The 17767-nt window shown below is 67.9% G+C and carries 15 protein-coding genes; 4 read left to right on the plus strand and 11 right to left on the minus strand.

Going from position 1 to position 17767, the window contains the following annotated elements; translation table 11 throughout:
- Window positions 1-15: 15 nt before the first annotated feature.
- From EV560_RS32380 to EV560_RS32420, 9 genes are all read right to left on the minus strand, one after another.
- The gene (locus tag EV560_RS32380) at window positions 16-438 is read right to left on the minus strand and encodes a DUF1236 domain-containing protein (protein ID WP_131859986.1); all 423 of its coding nucleotides are present in this window, start codon (window positions 436-438) and stop codon (window positions 16-18) included.
- Between the two features lie 108 nt (window positions 439-546).
- A complete protein-coding gene (locus EV560_RS32385; RefSeq protein ID WP_131859987.1) occupies window positions 547-1086 on the minus strand; it encodes an ureidoglycolate lyase in 540 nt (179 codons plus the stop codon).
- A gap of 193 nt (window positions 1087-1279) precedes the next feature.
- Complete coding sequence (locus tag EV560_RS32390; protein WP_131859988.1) at window positions 1280-2254, minus strand: tripartite tricarboxylate transporter substrate-binding protein; 975 nt, start codon at window positions 2252-2254, stop codon at window positions 1280-1282.
- Window positions 2255-2321: 67 nt separating this feature from the next.
- A complete protein-coding gene (locus tag EV560_RS32395; RefSeq protein ID WP_131859989.1) occupies window positions 2322-3824 on the minus strand; it encodes a tripartite tricarboxylate transporter permease in 1503 nt (500 codons plus the stop codon).
- Between the two features lie 4 nt (window positions 3825-3828).
- Window positions 3829-4347, minus strand: coding sequence for a tripartite tricarboxylate transporter TctB family protein (locus tag EV560_RS32400; protein WP_131859990.1), 519 nt, complete (start codon window positions 4345-4347; stop codon window positions 3829-3831).
- Window positions 4347-5333, minus strand: coding sequence for a LysR family transcriptional regulator (locus tag EV560_RS32405; RefSeq protein WP_165923745.1), 987 nt, complete (start codon window positions 5331-5333; stop codon window positions 4347-4349). The genes EV560_RS32400 and EV560_RS32405 overlap by 1 nt, the downstream gene beginning before the upstream one ends.
- 142 nt (window positions 5334-5475) lie before the next feature.
- Window positions 5476-6405 carry a DMT family transporter gene (locus tag EV560_RS32410; RefSeq protein WP_248312318.1) on the minus strand — a complete coding sequence of 310 codons (930 nt, stop codon included), beginning with the start codon at window positions 6403-6405 and terminating at the stop codon, window positions 5476-5478.
- Window positions 6406-6491: 86 nt separating this feature from the next.
- Complete coding sequence (locus tag EV560_RS32415; protein WP_131859992.1) at window positions 6492-7154, minus strand: glutathione S-transferase family protein; 663 nt, start codon at window positions 7152-7154, stop codon at window positions 6492-6494.
- Window positions 7155-7230: 76 nt separating this feature from the next.
- The gene (locus EV560_RS32420; RefSeq protein WP_131859993.1) at window positions 7231-8388 is read right to left on the minus strand and encodes an acyl-CoA dehydrogenase family protein; all 1158 of its coding nucleotides are present in this window, start codon (window positions 8386-8388) and stop codon (window positions 7231-7233) included.
- A 338-nt stretch (window positions 8389-8726) separates the two neighbouring features.
- Between EV560_RS32420 and mgtE the strand changes: the two genes are divergently transcribed.
- Window positions 8727-10100, plus strand: a complete 1374-nt coding sequence (gene mgtE, locus EV560_RS32425) for a magnesium transporter (protein WP_131859994.1) — start codon at window positions 8727-8729, stop codon at window positions 10098-10100.
- 28 nt (window positions 10101-10128) lie between these two features.
- Here mgtE and EV560_RS32430 read toward each other — a convergent pair whose 3' ends face one another.
- Entirely contained in the window at window positions 10129-11880 is a 1752-nt protein-coding gene (locus EV560_RS32430) for a diguanylate cyclase (RefSeq protein WP_165923746.1), read from the minus strand.
- Window positions 11881-12072: 192 nt separating this feature from the next.
- Here EV560_RS32430 and EV560_RS32435 point away from each other — a divergent pair, with 192 nt between their 5' ends.
- Complete coding sequence (locus EV560_RS32435) at window positions 12073-12570, plus strand: GNAT family N-acetyltransferase (protein ID WP_131859996.1); 498 nt, start codon at window positions 12073-12075, stop codon at window positions 12568-12570.
- A gap of 137 nt (window positions 12571-12707) precedes the next feature.
- On the opposite strand, the gene EV560_RS32440 is transcribed toward EV560_RS32435, so the two are convergent.
- On the minus strand, window positions 12708-15815 hold the full coding sequence (locus tag EV560_RS32440) for a sensor histidine kinase (RefSeq protein WP_131859997.1): 3108 nt from the start codon (window positions 15813-15815) through the stop codon (window positions 12708-12710).
- A 235-nt stretch (window positions 15816-16050) separates the two neighbouring features.
- Between EV560_RS32440 and EV560_RS32445 the strand changes: the two genes are divergently transcribed.
- Both EV560_RS32445 and EV560_RS32450 read left to right on the plus strand, forming a co-directional pair.
- Window positions 16051-16446, plus strand: a complete 396-nt coding sequence (locus tag EV560_RS32445; protein ID WP_248312319.1) for a phasin — start codon at window positions 16051-16053, stop codon at window positions 16444-16446.
- 101 nt (window positions 16447-16547) lie between these two features.
- The gene (locus tag EV560_RS32450; RefSeq protein WP_131859998.1) at window positions 16548-17687 is read left to right on the plus strand and encodes a transcriptional regulator; all 1140 of its coding nucleotides are present in this window, start codon (window positions 16548-16550) and stop codon (window positions 17685-17687) included.
- Window positions 17688-17767: the final 80 nt, after the last annotated feature.

The raw sequence follows: 17767 nt of genomic DNA on the forward strand, positions 1-17767 counted from the left end.
GATCATGCGGTGATCTTATTCGATCACCTGCACGATGCGGCGGGTCTGCGGCTCGACCAGCACGACGCGGTTGTTCACGACGGTGTAGCGATACTCCGAGGCGGCGCCGTATTCGCGCGGAACCTCGCGATAGACCACGCCCTCGCGCGGCAGCACGGTGCCGACCGCTACGGGCTCACCATAGGTATAGGACGGGACCCGCTGCTCGACCACATAGGTACGGAAACGCGGGGTCTGGTCGCCGATGATCGCGCCGACAACCGCACCGCCGACACCGCCGACGACGGCGCCGACCGGGCCGCCGACGATCGCGCCGCCGACCGCGCCGCTCGTGGCGCCGGCAGCCGCGCCGCCAGTCGCACCCTGCGGGTTCTGGGCCAGGACTGCGGTGGCCGGCATGACGGCAATCGCAGCAACAAGAGCAAGCTTCTTAAACATCACCATTCTCCCTTCCAGTTGGAAAGCTGGGGGGAGAACCGGGAATGGCTGATCAGGTTCCCTTATCACAGGGTAACGAGATGTTACCGACTGCGACACGGTTTCGGATTATCGTGCAATATCAACGGGAAGGGCGATGGCGACCTGCGCACCGCGCGCGGCGATATCGATCGTCTCGATTCGCACTGCCGGCTCTTTCGGGGTGGCGAAGAGCTCGTTCACCGTCGCTTCCTCAGACAGGAACAGGAAATCCGCATGGCCGCCGCGCTCCGGATAGGCGTCGATCGCGTGCCAGGTGCCGCGGCGGAAGATGACGCCCGTGCCGTCCAGGCGGAAGGCGCGCAGATCCTGTGGCGCCGGCGCCGCCAGGTCGGGCGATGCGACGACGATGATGGCGGGCGGGCCGGGCAGCGGCAGCCGGGCCTCGGTGACATGCAGGTGCCGCTCGATCATGCCGACGACCAGAGGGCGGGCGTGATAGCGCACGATCTGCAGCCGCGGGGCGCCTTCGGCAGCGAAGGGCTTGATCCAGATATCGTAGCCCTCGCGCCCGGCATCGCGCGGCCCCTCCGGCGCGAGCAGCCAGCCATAGGGCGCGAAGGCCTCGGCGCTGAGCGGTTCGACTGGGAGCGTGAAGGGCGGGCCCATGGCGCGATCCTAGAGCATTTTCGAGCGAAGTTGGCACCGGTTCGCGTGAAGAAAATGCGATAAAACAAAAGCTTGGAGCATTTTCGCAATTCGAGGAAACGCGGAAGTGCTGTTGCGCCCGGCGGCCAAAAGAAAACGGCGGGCCGTGAGGCCCGCCGTTCAATTCACCGCCGGACGATGCCGGTCGGCCGGTTTACTTCGGCGCGGCAGCCAGAGTCGGGCTGAGCTTGTCGGCGTCGCGCTTGATCAGCGCAGCGAAGCCGGCGGGGGTGCGCTCCTCGGCGCTCGGCATCACGGTGCCGAGGTCGAGCAGGCGCTTCTTGACGGTCTCGTCCTTCAGCGCCTTGTCGAGCGCATCGACCAGCTTGTCGACGGCCTCCTTGGGCGTGCCCTTCGGCGCGGCAATGCCGTTCCAGGCCTCGATCTGGTAATCCGGCAGGCCGGCTTCCTTGGTGGTCGGCACGTTCGGCAGGGCCGGCGAGCGCTCGGCCGAGGCGATGGCATAGGCCTTGATGTTGTCGCCCTTGACCTGCTCGGCGACGGAGACGATCTGGTCGCACATGAAGTCGATCTGGCCGGAGACGAGGTCGTTTAGCGCCGGGCCGGTGCCGCGATAGGCGACGGCGTTGAGCTTCGGCACGCCGAGCTGGCCCTTGAGCAGGGTGCAGGTCGTCCAAGAGACCGAACCGACGCCGGCATGGGCCTCGTTGAGCTTGTCGGGGTTCGCCTTCACATAGGCGACGAACTCCTTCAGGTCCTTCGGCTCCAGGTTCTTGCGCGCCACGATCAGGATCGGCGTACCGCCAGCGAGGCCGATGGCCTGCATGCCGTTGATCGGGTCGTATTTCAGGCCGGGATAGGTCGCCGGCGCGGCCGAGAACGTGCCGAGATGGCCCATCGCGATGGTGTAGCCGTCCGGCGTCGAGGTCAGCGCGCGGGCAATGCCCGTGGTGCCGCCGGCGCCGGCGACATTCTCGACCACGATCTGCTGGCCGAGCGTCTTCGACATGTGCTCGCTGACGATGCGGGCGATGATGTCGGTTGGGCCGCCGGCTGCGAAGGGCACGATCATGGTGATCGGCTTCGTCGGATAGGTGCCCTGTGCCTGCGCCCCGCCGGTAAAGGCGAGGGCGAGGGACGCAGCGAGGCCAAGCATAAGCTTCTTCATTGAGAACGATCCTCCCTAGATCAAACTGAGTGTGAAGTGGCGTCGAATGAGGGTCGCCGCAACCCCGTCATTCGGTGAAGACCTCGTCGCGCTTCTTCGACATGGCCGGCATCAGCGCGATCGTGAGCACGATGACGGAGACGACGAGGAGGCCGGCCGAGATCGGCCGCTCGACGAAGGTCATGAACGAGCCGCGCGAGATGATCAGCGCCTGGCGCAGCTTCTCTTCCATCAGCTTGCCCAGCACGAAGCCGAGCAGCATCGGCGCCGGCTCGAAGCCGAGCTTGATCAGGATGTAGCCGAACAGGCCGAACAGCGCGGTGAAGGCGACGTCGACCGGCTGGTTGTTCACCGAGTAGATGCCGATGCAGCAGAAGATCAGGATCGCCGGGAACATCAGGCGATAGGGCACCTGCAGCAGCTTCACCCACAGCCCGACCAGCGGCAGGTTGATGACCAGCAGCATCAGGTTGCCGATCCACATAGACGCGATCATGCCCCAGAACAGTTCCGGGTTCTTGGTCATGACTTGGGGGCCGGGGATGATGCCGTGGATGGTCATCGCGCCGACCATCAGCGCCATCACCGCGTTCGGCGGGATGCCGAGGGTGAGCAGCGGGATGAAGGCGGTCTGAGCGCCAGCGTTGTTGGCCGATTCCGGACCGGCGACACCCTCGATCGCGCCGCGGCCGAAGCGCGACGGGTCCTTGGCGATCTTCTTCTCGATCGTGTAGCTCGCGAATGGGCCGAGCACCGCGCCGTTGCCGGGCAGGATGCCGAGGATGGCGCCGATGCCGGTGCCGCGCAGCACCGGGTTGATCGACTGCTTGATGTCGTTCCAGTCCGGCAGCAGGCGGCCGATCTTGGCCTTGACCACGTCACGGGTCTCGGGATTCTCCAGATTGCGCAGCACTTCGGCGAAGCCGAACACGCCCATCGCCAGCACAGCGAAGTCGATGCCGTCCGAGAGCGGCGGGAAGCCGAAGGTCATGCGCTCCTGGCCGGTCTCGAGGTCGGTGCCGACGGTGGAGAGCAGCAGGCCGAGCATGATCATGCAGAAGGCCTTGAGGATCGAGCCGCGCGCCAGCACGACCGCGAAGCACAGGCCCATCACCATCAGCGAGAAATACTCGGCCGGGCCGAAGAGCAGGGCGAGCCGCGTCAGCGGCGCGCCGAGCGCGGCGATGACCACGGTCGCGACGCAGCCGGCGAAGAAGGAGCCGAGCGCGGCGGTGCCGAGCGCGACACCGGCGCGGCCCTGCTTGGCCATCTGGTGGCCGTCGAGCGTGGTGACGACCGAGGTCGCCTCACCGGGGATATTGACCAGGATCGCCGTGGTCGAGCCGCCATATTGCGCGCCGTAATAGATGCCGGCGAGCATGATCAGCGCGCCGACCGGATCGAGCCCGAAGGTGATCGGCAGCAGCATGGCGATGGTGGCGATCGGCCCGACGCCGGGCAAGACGCCGATCAGCGTGCCGACGAGGCAGCCGACGAAAGCCAGCGCGAGATTCTGGAGGGTGAGCGCGACGCCGAAGCCGAGCGTCAGATGCGAGATCATTTCGCTCATGGTCTCAGATCCCCAGCAGCCAGGGCGCGAGCGGGATCGGCAGGCTCAGCGCGTATTTGAACAGGAGCGCGCAGAACAGCGTCATCACGATCGCAAAGATGATGAGCTCCTTCCACTTCTTGTCTTCCGCCGCCAGGCCGGAGACGAGCACGACCAGCGGGCCGGAGACGATGAGGCCAAGCTGCGGCACCTTGATCGGCCCGAAATCGAAGCCGCGGATCGTGAGGCCGAACAGAACCGCACCGCCGAGCACGAAGATGACGCCGCGCCAGGACCAGCCGGAGAGCTTCTCGCCATTGTAGCGCAGCGCGCTCAGCGCCAGCAGCGCGCCGAGCCCGATGCAGATCGTCGCGATCGCCTTCGGCAGCATGCCGGCGCCGATCTGGCGCAGCGAACCCATCGGCAGGTCCCAGGACAGGAAGATCGCAAGCGCACCCAGCGCGATGATGAAGAGGCCGGCGGCCAAATCCTGTTGCGAGCGTATCCGCAAACTCTGCGCCCGCTCGATTCTGTTTAAACTCATCAGGGTCCTCCGGCTTTCGACCCAGTGCGGGTCGCGCGTTTCATGTTTTGCATCGGCAGGGTGAATGGAAGGACGTTGCTCTCGTCGATCAAGGTGACGCTCTCGCGAAGGATCGACAGGAAATCGTCACGCGCCCCGAGCTTCTGCTGCGGCCGCCAGGCGACGCCGACCAGTGCGCCGGGCGGCGGCGGGTCCAGCATCGCGCCGCGCAGGCGCCGCATCGTCACACCCGGGAAGCTCAGGCGGGAGACCCAGTCGGGCGCCAGTGCCATGCCGAGCCCGGCGGCGACGGCCGACATCATCGCCGGCTTCTCGGTCGCCTCGATCGTGACGTTCGGCACTGCGCCGACGCTTTCGAAATAGCTCATCACCAGGTCATAGGCGTAGGGCCGGATGCGTTTCGAGGGCACGACGAAGGGCTCGCCGACGAGGTCCTGCATCGTCAGGCTTTCGCGCGCGGCGAGCGGATGCGTCTCGTTGAGCACGACGATCGGGCGCTCGACGCGTAGGACCTCGAAGGCGCAATCGGTCGGCTTGCGCGGTGGCCGCGCCAGCGCCAGGTCGAGCTTGCCCGCCTCCAGCATCTGGATCAGCGCTCCGGTCATCGCCTCGACGAACTTGATCTCGACGCCGGGATGACGCTGGCGGAAGGCGACGAGCGCCTCGGGCACGAAGCTGGAAGAAGCCGCATCGATCGCGCCGACGCGCAGCATCTTGCTGGAAGCGAGCGAGGCTTCGCGGACGGCGCGCGAGGCATGGGTCATCTTGACAAGGATGCCCTTGGCCTCTTCGAGCATGATCAGCCCGGCGCGCGTCAGCGCGACCTGCCTCGTCGTCCGGGTCAGCAGGGCGACGCCGAGTTCATCCTCGAGGGCGCTGATCTGGCGTGACAGGGCCGGCGGCGCCAAGCCGAGCCGCTCGGCCGCGCGGCCGAAATGCAGCTCTTCTGCCACGGCGATGAAGCACCGCAGTTGCCGCACATCCATGCTGTCGTTCGCTCCCCGTTGGCGTATCGTAACCCGATATCTTCCAGGTCTTCTCGTTGGCTCTCCCGGCATATGCCGATAAAGCCACCGTAGGGCAATTCATAATTTTTAGGCAACAATGCCGGGGGCGAACCGGTCGGATCTAGTACTTTCGGCTCGGGTTGCGGCGAAACAGCCGACCGTCGATCAGGGCGAGGCCGAGGAAGATCGCCGCCATGCCCAGGAGATGCCGCGGCAGCAGCACCTCGCCGAGAAGCCCGGCTCCCAGGAGGATGGCGCTGACCGGGATCAGGAAGGTGACCAGCATGGCGTTGGTGCCGCCGGCGCGGCGCATGATCTGGAAGAAGATCACATAGGCCAGCGCGGTCGAGAGCACGGCGAGGCCGATCAGCGCGCCCATTGCGGTGGCCGAGGGCGCCGGCAAGGTCCAGGGCGGATTGAGGAGCAGCACCAAGGGCAGCGACATCGCCGTGGTGGCGCTGAGCTGGCCGGTTGCGGTCACCAGCGGCGGCAGCTCCTTGAAGCGGCGGCCATAGAGTCCGGCGAAGCCATAGGACAACGCTGCCCCGAGGCAGGCGAGCTGCGGCAAGAGCGCCCCACTGAGGCCGCCAACCGCATCCGGCCCCATCAGGATGGCAACGCCGATGAGCCCGGCGAGCACGCCGCCGATCTTCAGTCCGGTCGCCTTCTCGTTCTTGCCGAAGATATGGGCGACGATGACGCCGAAGACCGGCGTGGTCGCGTTCAGGATCGCGGCGAGCCCGCTGGCGATCTGCGTCTGGCCCCAGAAGATCAGCGCGAACGGGATGAGGTTGTTGAGCAGCCCCATGCCGAAGAAGGCGAGCCATATTCCGCGGCCGACGGCCATCGAAAGTCCGAGCGCCCGGACCGCGACATGCAGCACCGCGGCTGCGAGCGCCACCCGCACCAGCACGACGGCGAGCGGCGGCCATTCAGCCACGGCGATCTTGCCGAAGAAGAAGGCGCCGCCCCAGAGCACCGACAGGATGACGAGCAGCAGCCATTCGCGCGCGCCCATGGCGGGGGCGGAGGTTGCGGGAATGGCGCTCATCGGGACTGCCTTTCGGATGCCGGGCAGGTCATCTGGCCCGGCATCTCGCTATGGCGTGGCAGCAGCCTGAGCCACCCGCTTCCTGCTCAGGCCGCCTCGGCGTCGCGTGCGGTCCACATCTTCTGGAAGGCCGGGCGGGCATGCAGCTTGTCGAGCCAGGCCTTGACGTTCGGGGCGGCGTCGAAGAGCTGCTGGGCCGGCTTGGCGTAGCGGATGATCTCGCCGACATTGATGTCGGCCACGGTGAAGCGCCCGCCCATCACATAGCCGCCGCCCTGCGCGAGCTGCCGGTCGAGCACGGCGAAGGGGGCGGGCAGGGCCGCGAGCGAGGCGGCGACGATCGCCGGATCGCGCTTCTCCGGCGGATAGGCGGCGAGGTGGTAGGACAGGTTGAGCGCATGCGTCTCGCATTCGTTGGCGGCCCAGAGCGACCACATCGTCGCGAGCCCTTCCTCCTGCGCATCCTTCGGGGCCAGCGGCCCGCCATGCTTGCGGGCGAGGTAGAGGTTGATCGCCAGCGATTCGTTCAGGACGAAGCCGTCATCGTCGATCGCCGGGATGCGCGCGTTCGGGTTGACCTTCAGGAATTCGGGGCTGCGCGTATGCAGCGGCGCATCCGCGGCGTTCGGATCCGGCAGGCGATAGACCTGGATCACCGGCACATGATTGAAGGCGAGGCCGAGCTCGTTGGCGAGCCAGATATTGCGCGTCGCGCGCGAGCGATAGCAGCCGTAGATCGTCAGCGTCATGGGTCAGGCTTCCGGTATCGAGAGGGGAAGACAATTCTCCGGCCCGGCAGGATCGGAGATGATCTCTCTACGGAGGTCACGGCGCCTGGCGCAAGGTCTCGCGCGCGATGATCAGGCGCTGGATCTCCGACGTGCCCTCGTAAATGCGGGTGATGCGCGCGTCGCGGGCATAGCGCTCGACCGGGAAGTCGCGGCAATAGCCGGCGCCGCCATGGATCTGGATCGCGCTGTCGGTGCAGCGATGCGCGGCCTCCGAGGCGAAGAGTTTTGCCATCGAGGCTTCCTTGGCGAAGGGCTCGCCCCGGTCCTTGCGCGCGGCGGCGTCGAGGATGAGCAGCCGCGCCGCGTGCAGGTCGAGCTCGCGATCGGCGATCATCCATTGCAGCCCCTGGAAATCGGCGATTGCCTGGTCGAACTGCCGGCGCTCCCTGGCATAGGACTTCGCTGCATTCATTGCCGCCCGCGCGATCCCGAGCGAGACCGCGGCGACGCCGATGCGCCCGCCGGCGAGCTCGCCGACCGCGACGCGGAACCCGTCATTCTCCTTGCCCATCAGGTTGGCGGCGGGGATGCGGGCGCCGTCGAAATGGATCGTGTTGGTGGCGGAGCCGGTCTGGCCCATCTTCTTCTCGGCCTTGCCGACGCTGACGCCGGGCGTATCCGCCGGCACCAGGAAGACCGAGATGCCCTTGCCCTTCGGTGCCTCCGGGGCGGTCACGGCCCAGACCACGAAGAGTCCGGCATATTCGCCGCTGGTGATGTAGATTTTCTGGCCGTCCAGCAGATAGGCGTCACCATCGCGCCGCGCCCGCATGCGCATGCCCGCAGGGTCGGAGCCCGCGCCGGCCTCCGTCAGGCAGAAGGCGCCGGCGGGATAGGTGCCGTCAGCCAGCCGCGGCAGATAGGCCGCCTTGTGCTCGGCCGAGCCGACTGCCTGGATGACCTCGCCGACCATGTTGGTGACCGAGGTCGTGACCGCGGTCGAGGCACAGGCCGCCGCCAGTTCCTCGAGTGCCAAGGCGAAGGCGACGGTGCCGGCTTCGCTGCCGCCGAACTCGGCGCGCACATTCAGCGCCATGAAGCCGTTTTCGGCGAGGGCCTTGAGATTGGCGAGGAATTCGGTGCGACCCTCGCCGCGATCGAGCTTTTCGGCGAGCGGCGCCAGCCTGTCGGCGGCGAATTTGCGAGCCGTCTCGCGGATCAGCTCTTCCTCGTCGCTGAGAGCGAATTGCATGGCGTCCTCGTCGTTTCTCGTTGCGTTGGAGCTTAGAGGGCGGGGCTCGCGGCGCCAACATGCGCAGCCGATCGAGTGGCCTGACCGGGAAAGCCCCCCAGGCGCCGAAAACGGCCGGCGATCCTTACGCATTTTTTATTTGACGCACGGGTCGGCCGGGTGCATTCCGCCCGCGCTGCCGGCCTTCATGGATGGCGGCTTCACAGGAACTCCCAGCGCAATGCCAACCGACAGTCCAAGCCGACAGTCGATGCCGTCTGCCGCCGCCTCGCGCGCCTGACCGGAGAACCCGGCTCGCCTGCGATCGGCCCTGACGGCCGGTCGAAAAGGATAGAGCCATGAATGCCATTGCCGAAACCCCGGCGCGCGACCTGTTCGCGACCACGCTCGCCCGGACGCTGGCGCAGGAACATGTCGCCGACATCGTCGAGACGCTGAACGAGCAGGACGCCGATACGCTCGCCGCCGTGCTGCTCGCGTTGCCTTTCGGGCGGGCGGTCGAGGTGCTCGACCAGCCCGAGCTGGACGAGGCCGCCGAGGCGCTCGCGCTGATCCCCGAGGAGCGCGCCGCCATCTTCCTGTCGGAGATGTCGGCCGATCGCGTCGCCGATGTCGTGCAGCGCCTCGGCGAGCCGCTGCGCCAGCGCCTGCTCGCCCGCGTCGATCACGGCACGCGCTCGGCGCTGACGCAGCTGCTCGCCTATCCCGAGGGCAGCGCCGGCTCGATCATGACGACGGAGTTCGTCAGCGTGCCGACGACCTGGACCGTCGCGCAGACGCTCGACCATATCCGCCATGTCGAGCGCTCGCGCGAGACGGTCTATGCGATCTACGTGCTCGGCTCGGTCACCGGCAAGCTGGTCCAGGCGGTCACGCTGCGCCGGCTGATCAGCGCCGATCCGCGTGCGCCGGTGGCCTCCATCGTGCCCGAGCGCCGGCCCATCCATGTCCTGCCGCAGACCGACCGCGAGGAGGTCGCGCGCCTGATCTCGAAATACAACCTGCTCGCCGTGCCGGTGGTCGATGCCGCCGACCATGTCATCGGCATCGTCACGGTCGACGACGTCATCGACGCCATGATCGCGGAGACGACCGAGGACGTGCAGAAGCTCGGCGGCATGGAGGCGCTCGACGAGCCTTATCCCGACATCGGCTTCGGCGCGATGATCCGCAAGCGCGCCGGCTGGCTCAGCATCCTGCTGGTCGGCGAGATGCTGACCGCCTCGGTGATGCAGCATTTCGAGGGCGAGCTCGAGAAGGCGATCGTGCTCACCCTGTTCATCCCGCTGATCATGAGCTCGGGCGGCAATTCCGGCTCGCAGGCGACATCGCTGATCATCCGGGCGCTGGCGCTCCGCGAGATCAGCCTGAAGGACTGGTGGCGCGTGGCGCTGCGCGAATTGCCGACCGGGCTGACGCTCGGCGCGATCCTCGGCGTCATCGGCCTCGCCCGCGTCGTGCTCTGGCAGCAGGCCGGCTTCTACGATTATGGCGAGCACTGGCTGCTGATCGCCGCGACCGTAGGCGCCACCCTCGTCGGCATCGTCACCTTCGGCTCGCTGACCGGTTCGATGCTGCCCTTCGCCCTCAAGCGTCTCGGCTTCGATCCCGCCAGCGCCTCTGCGCCCTTCGTCGCGACGCTGGTCGATGTCACCGGCCTGGTGATCTATTTTGGCATCGCCGCCGTGATCCTGGGCGGAACATTGCTCTGATCAAGCCTTGTGCCGTGGGACATTGTCGTCAGGTGAGGGCGTCCGCGACGACGCGGTTGCGGCCCTCCGCCTTGGCCCGGTAGAGGGCGAGGTCCGCGGCGGCGATCAGCTCTGGCCAGGCGCCGCTGCGATTGTCGCGCAGCGCCGTGCCAAAACTCGCGGTCACCTCGATTCCGGCGCCGGATTCGAGGCGGAAAAGCGGATAGTGCAGTGCCGAGCGCAGCCGCTCGGCGATGTCGCTCGGCGCTTCGCTGTCATGATCGAGCAGGAGGATCGCGAACTCCTCGCCACCGAAGCGTGCGATCACATCGTCCTGCCGCAGCGCCGCGCACAGGCGCCGAGCCGTCTCCTTCAGCACCTCGTCGCCGGCAGCATGGCCATGGCCGTCGTTGATCGCCTTGAAATGATCGATGTCGAGCAGGATGAGCCCGAGCCGCTTCGGCCCGGCACCCGTCTCGGTGAGCCCCGCCGCCAGCCTCTCCAGGGCGCCGCGGTTGAGCACGCCGGTCAGCCCGTCGTTCTCGGCCTGGCGCTTGAGCTGGTCGGTGAGCATGGCGCGTTCCCGGTCGAGCGCATTGCGCTCGATCAGCCTCTGACGCAACGCCTCCAGGGCCTCGAACAGGCTGCGCATCTCGCCCTGCATGCTCCCGCTCGCGATCGGCTCCTCGACCTCGCCATTGGCGAGCGCGACGATCCGGCCGCGAGCCTTGAGGAGCGGGCGGAACAGAAGCTTCTGGCTGGCGATAAGCAGCGACAGCTCCGCGACGAGGGCAAGGGCCGTCGCCGCGGTCACTGCCAGCAGGGCGTTCTGCGCCGCTGCGCCCCTGGCTCGCAGGTCCGCGACGGTGGCGGTCACGAAGGCATCGCGAAGCTGTTCCAGGGGGGCGAAGCTCGGCACGATCCGGTCGGTGAACTGTGCGGGGGTCATGCCGAATTCGCCGGTCGTGCTGGCTGCCAGCGTCTGCTCGACCAGGGCCATTCCCTCGCCGAAGAAGCGCGTCACTGCCGCCTCGTGTGCGGCGGCTACGGCGGGGTCGGGATTTGCGCCGATCCGCTGGCGGGCGAGGTCCCAGAGCGTGAGGACGCGCCCGCGGGTCTGCTCGAAGGCTGCGCGGCGCGCGAAGCTCATGGGTTCGCCATGGGCGATGGGGATGACGAGATGCGAGCCGAGCCGGCCGGCATACTCGCGCAATTCACCGAGCATGCGCATCACCAGCGCGCGGCCGACGAGATCCGGCTCGTCGGCGAGCAGATTGCTCATCGCCGCTTCGATGAGCGGCTGGGTGGCGTCGTAGACCCCGAACATCGTCTCGATGGCGCTCGTGATCTCGGTATTGCTGCGCGCAGAGAAGGGCACGGCCGTCAGCCCGTCGACCTGCTGCCGTGCCCGCGCGAGCGTGCGCCGGAGCTGCTCGGCCCGCGGCTGCAGCGTGGGGCTCGCCGCCACTCGCTCCAGCGCGGCATCGGTGTTGGCGCGGAAGTCGCGCAACCGGCGGCGTGACGGACTGTCGCTGCTCGGCTCCTGGCCCAGCACTGCGTTGGTCGGTCCGCGCTCGGCCGAGATCTGGTTTGCAGCGTTCATCACCTGACGGAAGGCCATCAGCTTCGACAGGCTGGCGCGATTGGCTTCGAGGTCGCGATAGTGGCGGTCGATCAGGCTGAGCCCGAGCGCGAGCGAGCAGGCCATCACGATCGCGACGGCGGCCCAGAACCGATGGCTCAGATTGAGGTGACGCGGACGGACAGGAATTGGCGAGCGCCCGCTAGTGCCTGACATCATGTCGCGCTGGGAGTCATCCTGCCTGAATACGTAAAGAGCTCCACGGGCCGAGCTCTTCGATAGCATAGCAATAAGATTAAGACGCGGTGTCCGCGGCTCTTCGCAGCTGGACCCGGCTTTCGCAACGCGCCTCGGCCGCAGCCCGGCATGCCGCCATGGACAGATCAAGCATCGTGGGGGCTATGATGTGGCATGGAGATCGAGACCGACCGCCTCTCCCTGTGCCCGACGCGCCTTTCCGACGTGCCCGGCCTTTTCGCCTTTCTCGGGGATCCTGCCGCCATGCAGCACACCCATCATTGCGCCACGCTGCGCGACTGCCGCCGCCATGTCGCCGGGCATGAATGGCAGCGCCGCAGGCGCGGCTATGCCCCCTGGACGATCCGCAGCAAGGCCGATGGCGCGATCATCGGCTGGGGCGGCCTGTTCGAGGATCCGTTCGATCCGGGCTGGGGCGTCGAGATCGGCTACTGGTTCGCGTCTTCGGCCTGGGGCAAGGGCTATGCGACGGAGCTGACCAATGCCGCCGTCGCGGTCGCCCGCGACCATCTCCGGCTGCCGGAGGTCCGGGCCTTCGCCAAGCCGGACAATCTCGGCTCCTCCCGCGTGCTGGAGAAGGCCGGTTTCGAGAAACAGCGCTATGTGCCCGAACTGGAGCGCTTTCTCTACAGGCACAGCTTGACCCGCTGAGATCGCTTTCGAATTCGCTGGCATGAGTCGATTGGCGTGGCTGTCGAGAACCGGAGCGGAGCGTACGTCTGTACGTGAGCACCGGAAGCGCAGACGGCCGCGTCAAGCGGCCATGCCAGCAGAATTCGAGAGTGGCCTCAGCCGGCGAGCACTCGCTGCGGCGGGAAGGTGATCTCGACCAGCGTGCCTTCCTTCTTGACGCTGGTGATGGTCATCGCGGCGCGGTTGGCCTCGACCAGGGCCTTGGTCAGCGGCAGGCCGAGACCGGTGCCGCCGGCCTTGCGCGTCGTCGGCACCTGCCGGAACGGCTCCAGCGCGAGTGCGATCTCGCTGTCGTCCATGCCGATGCCGGTGTCGCGTACGCGCAGGATCGCCTCGCCCTGGTCGCCGAGCGCGGTCGAGACGATGACCTGCCCGCCGGCATCGGTGAACTTCACCGCGTTGGAGAGCAGGTTGATCACGATCTGGCGGATCGAGCGCTCGTCGGCGACGACGGGCGGCAGCTTCGGCGAAAGCCCGGAGCGCAGCACGACGCGGCCGCGCTGCGCCTCCGGCTGCAGCAGGCTGACCGCCGAGAGCGCGATCTCGTTCAGGTTGACGCTGACGAAGTCGAGATCGAGCTTGCCGGCCTCGATCTTGGCGAGGTCGAGCAGGTCGTTGACCAGGCTGATGACATAGCCGCCCGACTGGTGGATGTCGCGCAGGTATTCCTTGTAGCGCTCGTTGGCGATCGGCCCGAAGCGCTCCTCGGCCATCACCTCGGCGAAGCCGATGATCGCGTTGAGCGGGGTGCGGATCTCGTGGCTGATCTTGGCGAGCACGTCGGATTTCTGGGCGCTCGCCTTCTCCGCCGCCTTGCGCGCCTCGACCAGCTCGCCCTCGGTCTTCTTCCAGGCGGTGATGTCGCGCAGCACGGCGCAGAAGCGCCGCTCCGCCCCATCGGCGATCTGGCCCATCGTCATGAACAGCGGGATGCGCCCGCCCTGGCGCACGCGACCGGCGATCTCGCGGCCATCATTCATCACCGAGGCGACGCCGCCACCCTTCAGACCTTCAAGATAGTCCAGCGCCGGGCCATGGCTCTCGGGCGCGAAGAGCAGCGTGAACAGCTCGCCGGTGACCTCGCGCTGGTCGTAGCCGAACAGGGCTTCGGCGGTCTTGTTGAGCGAGAGGATGCGGCCGCGCTCGTCGATGGTGACGACGCCGTCGGTCGCAGTGTCGAGCACCGCCATCATCTCGCCGATACGGGCCTCGCGCGCCTCGATATCGAGCCTGAGCGCATCGACACGGGCGGAGATCTCCTCCTCCTCGGCGGCGAATTCCGCCGCGAGCTCGGCTTCCTCCGCCTCCTCCGGCGTCATCTCCTTGATCTCGCCGCCGCCATCGGGGTGGCGGAAGGCCATCAGCGTCGCCGCTTCGCCCAGCCAGGAAATGCTCGACAGCTTGGCATCGACGCTGAGCAGATGTCCGAGCCGGTCGATGAGCACCATCGGCCCGCCTTCGGCCCGCGCCGCGCCCTTGATCAGCCGGCTGACGCCGCCTTTCGAGGCGAGATCGGCAAGATCGGCATAATCCAGCAGGTCGAGCAGGGTCCGGTTGGCATAGAGCGGCTCCTCGCCGCGATTGACCAGCACGGCGATCGGCAGCCTGTCGAGCACGTCGGCATGCGAATTGGGCAGGCGCGGGCGGCCGAGCGCGAGGGCCGGCTCCTCCTGCGGCGCGCCATGCGCCGAGCCGAGCAGCGGCTCGGCGACGGGTTCACTTGCCTCCGACGCGGCTTCGCCGGACGGGCCGGGCTCCGGAGGAATGCGCGCCACGGTCTCCTCGGCCGCGCCTGCTTCCTCCAGCGGCTGCTGCTCGCTTGCCGGGGTTCGCTTGCCCAGGTTGAGGGGGGCGGCCGGAGGCAGGCGCGACTCGATTCCCTCCTCGCCGGCGATACGGGCTCCGAGCGCCTTGGCGATCTCGCGGAAGGCATTGCGTTCGGCCGAGCTGAGCAGCGGCTTCGATGGTTCGAGCACCGGCCTGACCGCGGTCAGGTGGCCGTTGCGCAGCGGTACGACATTCGCGCCGGGGCGGGGCTCGTTCGCCGGCGACGTCGCCTCGGGCGTAGCCTCCGGCTCCGGCTCCGGCTCGGTTGCGGGGGGCACATCGCCCTCGTCGCTGGCTTCGGCGGCAGCCTCGGAATCGCCCAGGGCGAGATCGGGCGCGTCGAGTTCGTTCGGCGGGTTGGCCTCCTCCAGCCTGTCCGCCTCGGACATCAGCTCCTGCGACGCTTCGACCAGCTCTTCGCTTGCCGTTTCGGCGACAGCTTCGCTCGTGCTCTCCACCACGCTCGGGGCGGGTTCGTCCTCGGTCGGCTCGAACTCGGCTGCGGCTGGCACTGCGATCTCGGGAAGCGATTCGCGCTCCGTCATGCGCGCAAGGCCGAAGCCGCGGAAGCCGGTGAGGTTCCGATCGGCGTCGAGGACCGGCACGCCGGAGAGCTCGACGCGGACTCCGACGCTCGGGTCGGCTGTCCGCCACAGCACGGAATAGCCGCTCCAGGTCGCGGAGCCGGCGAGCTTGGCGGGGAGGGTTTCGCCCTGGTCGATGATCTCGCGCCCGATCAGCTCGGACCATGTCCGCCCCGGCATGGACGCAGCTGCGTCACTGCCGATCACCTCGGCGATATCGGGCGATACGCTGGTGAAACGGCCTGCCGCATCGCATTGCCAGAGAAAACGCACGGTCGCGCGCTTCGGCATGGCCGGCGCCGCGGCGGCTGGGCTTTCCGGCTGGGGGGCGGGGGCCGGCGTCGCTGTAGCAGGCGTTTCCGCTGCTGCCGGGGCCTCAGGCGTTGGCGCCGCAGCAGCAGCAGGCGCCGCAACGCCGAGCCGCCGCAATTCAGACGCGGCAATGGTGATCGCCAGGATCGGCGGCTCGCTGCCAGCCGAGAACAGCTTGCAGCCGCAGGTGACCAGCGCGGCGGTGAAGCCCGGCTTCAGCCGCAGCCGCTCGAGCCTGAGGGCCTCATGCGAGGCGAGGCCGCCGGCGAGCAGCTTGAGTCGGTCGCGAGTCGCGAGCGGCAGGGGCGCGCTGTCCCAGTCGCGCCCGAGCAGGGCGCGGGCGGCGGCATTGCCAAAACCCGGCCGCGCGGCCTCCTGGTCCCAGAGAAAGAGCGCGCCGCCAACAGCAAAAGGGGCCAGCGCGGCGTCCTTTGCCGCTTCTGTCCCTAGCCACGCCCAATCCTGTCCGGCTTCGCTCATGTTCGTCTGCTTGTCCGACTCATAACAGCCCACGCCGATATGGCTAACAAAGCATTAATAGCGCCCGGACGATTGCAAATCCACGGAACAGAGCCGATCTCTCCAGCGTCTGATCGAAACAGCGTTAACGCTCCGGGAGCCGGCCCCCGGCATCCGATTGTCATCGCATTGCAATAATGATATTGCACTGCACAATCAGAAGATCGTGTGACCAGCGATTAGGGAGGATCAGTTCATGAACGGCAACACCCCTTACGAGATTCCCACCGAGATGCGCGAGTTCGCCGAGCGCAGCGTCGAGCAGGCCCGCAAGGCCTTCGACGGCTTCATCGATGCCGCGCACAAGGCTGTGGACGGCGCACATGGCTCGGCTGAATCGGCCCGCGCAAACGCCCAGGACGTCACCCGCAAGGCGATGGCCTATGCCGAGAACAACGTCACGGCCGCGTTCGACCTCGCCCAGAAGCTGGTCAAGTCCAAGGACCTGACCGAGGTCATGCAGCACCAGTCCGAGTTCCTGCGGTCGCAGATGACCGCCCTGCAGACGCAGCTCAAGGACATGGGCGCCGCTGCCCAGGACATCGCCAGCAAGGCCGCCGACGCCGCCAGCAAGGCGACGAAGGCGAAGTGAGTCGCGGGCGGCGAGATGCCGCCGGCGGGCCACTGCAATGAGATGGTGGCCGGGTCGAAGGACCCGGCTTCCGCCGTTTGATCGCAAAAGGGAGAACCGCGATGGCTAAGTCCCCTACGCCGAAAGCCGCCTCCAAGACCCCGGTCAGCCTGGCTCCGGTCAAGGCCATGTCGAGCACCGCCGCCGATGACATCGTCGCCGCTCCGGTGCCTGCCCCAGCCGCCGCCAACCCCTCCGCCGCCAAGCCCGCTGCGGCCGCGCCCGCCGCTTCCGCCCCGGCCAAGGCGCCCGAGCCAGCTCCTGCCGCTGCCGCGCCTGCTCCCGCGAAACCTGCCGCTTCTGCCCCGGCTCCGGTCTCTGCCTCGGCTCCTGTTTCTGCCCCGGCACCCGTGGCCGCCACGCCGGTGACGGCGCCGCCGCCCAAGGCCGAAGCCAAGCCCTCCGAAGCCAAGCCCTCCGAAGTCAAGTCCGCCGAGACCAAGCCCGCTGCGCCGGCTCCCGCCGCCACGGCCCCCGCACCTGCCAAGGCTCCGGCGAAGGCCGCCAAGGCCAAGGCGCCCGCGCGTGTCGCCTCGGGCAAGACGAAGATCGAGAAGTCGCGGACGATGGCCAAGCCCGCTGCCACCAAGCCCGCTGCGACAAAGCCCGCCGCGGCCAAGCCGGCTCCCGCTCCCAAATCGGCTGCGCCGACCGTCGCCGCGACCATCGCCAAGGCCGGCGCCGCCGCCGAGAGCGTGGCCAAGGCCGCCATTGCCAATCCTGCTGTTGCCAAGCCTGCCGTTGCCAAGCCGGTGGCGAGCCCCGTCGCGACCCTGACCATCGCCGATATCGGCCGGCCGGTCGTCGAGGCGAGCGCCACCGTTGCCCGCGCCGGCACCGAGGCTGTGGAAAAACTCTCGGCCCCGGTCGTCGAGGCGGTGAAGCAGATGGCGGGTGCGACCCCCGTCGCGGCGTCGCGGCTGCCCAAGCCGCCCGAATTCGCCAGCCTGACGGCGGCGACCTTGATGACCCAGACGCTGGCGCTGACACGCGCGGTCGGCGCGCTCCAGGCCAAGGTGCTGGACCATGCCTGCGCCGAGCTGAAGGCGACGCTGAGCGAGGCCGAGAGGTTGGCCAAGACCGATAGCGCCGCCGATGCGATCGCGTTCCAGGCCAAGGCCCTGCGCCGCGCCTTCGAATCCTATTCTGCGCATCTCAACGATCTGGCGCGCACCGCCCAGACCGCCTTGAAGCAGGATTGACGCAGGAGACTGCATTTTCTGCGTTGCAATCGCGCGGCTGCGGCACTAGGTTCCGCGCCGCTGACCGCCGCGCATGATCG

The sequence above is a fragment of the Allobosea sp. BK604 genome (genome assembly GCF_004341515.1).
GTDB lineage: Bacteria > Pseudomonadota > Alphaproteobacteria > Rhizobiales > Beijerinckiaceae > Allobosea.

Coding starts and splice junctions, on each gene's coding strand:
- EV560_RS32400 (WP_131859990.1), bottom strand. CDS start 4,347: ATGAGTTTAAACAGAATCGAGCGGGCGCAGAGTTTGCGGATACGCTCG.
- EV560_RS32445 (WP_248312319.1), top strand. CDS start 16,051: ATGAACGGCAACACCCCTTACGAGATTCCCACCGAGATGCGCGAGTTC.
- EV560_RS32380 (WP_131859986.1), bottom strand. CDS start 438: ATGTTTAAGAAGCTTGCTCTTGTTGCTGCGATTGCCGTCATGCCGGCC.
- EV560_RS32430 (WP_165923746.1), bottom strand. CDS start 11,880: ATGATGTCAGGCACTAGCGGGCGCTCGCCAATTCCTGTCCGTCCGCGT.
- EV560_RS32420 (WP_131859993.1), bottom strand. CDS start 8,388: ATGCAATTCGCTCTCAGCGACGAGGAAGAGCTGATCCGCGAGACGGCT.
- EV560_RS32415 (WP_131859992.1), bottom strand. CDS start 7,154: ATGACGCTGACGATCTACGGCTGCTATCGCTCGCGCGCGACGCGCAAT.
- EV560_RS32440 (WP_131859997.1), bottom strand. CDS start 15,815: ATGAGCGAAGCCGGACAGGATTGGGCGTGGCTAGGGACAGAAGCGGCA.
- EV560_RS32410 (WP_248312318.1), bottom strand. CDS start 6,405: ATGAGCGCCATTCCCGCAACCTCCGCCCCCGCCATGGGCGCGCGCGAA.
- mgtE (WP_131859994.1), top strand. CDS start 8,727: ATGAATGCCATTGCCGAAACCCCGGCGCGCGACCTGTTCGCGACCACG.
- EV560_RS32385 (WP_131859987.1), bottom strand. CDS start 1,086: ATGGGCCCGCCCTTCACGCTCCCAGTCGAACCGCTCAGCGCCGAGGCC.
- EV560_RS32450 (WP_131859998.1), top strand. CDS start 16,548: ATGGCTAAGTCCCCTACGCCGAAAGCCGCCTCCAAGACCCCGGTCAGC.
- EV560_RS32435 (WP_131859996.1), top strand. CDS start 12,073: ATGGAGATCGAGACCGACCGCCTCTCCCTGTGCCCGACGCGCCTTTCC.
- EV560_RS32395 (WP_131859989.1), bottom strand. CDS start 3,824: ATGAGCGAAATGATCTCGCATCTGACGCTCGGCTTCGGCGTCGCGCTC.
- EV560_RS32405 (WP_165923745.1), bottom strand. CDS start 5,333: ATGGATGTGCGGCAACTGCGGTGCTTCATCGCCGTGGCAGAAGAGCTG.
- EV560_RS32390 (WP_131859988.1), bottom strand. CDS start 2,254: ATGAAGAAGCTTATGCTTGGCCTCGCTGCGTCCCTCGCCCTCGCCTTT.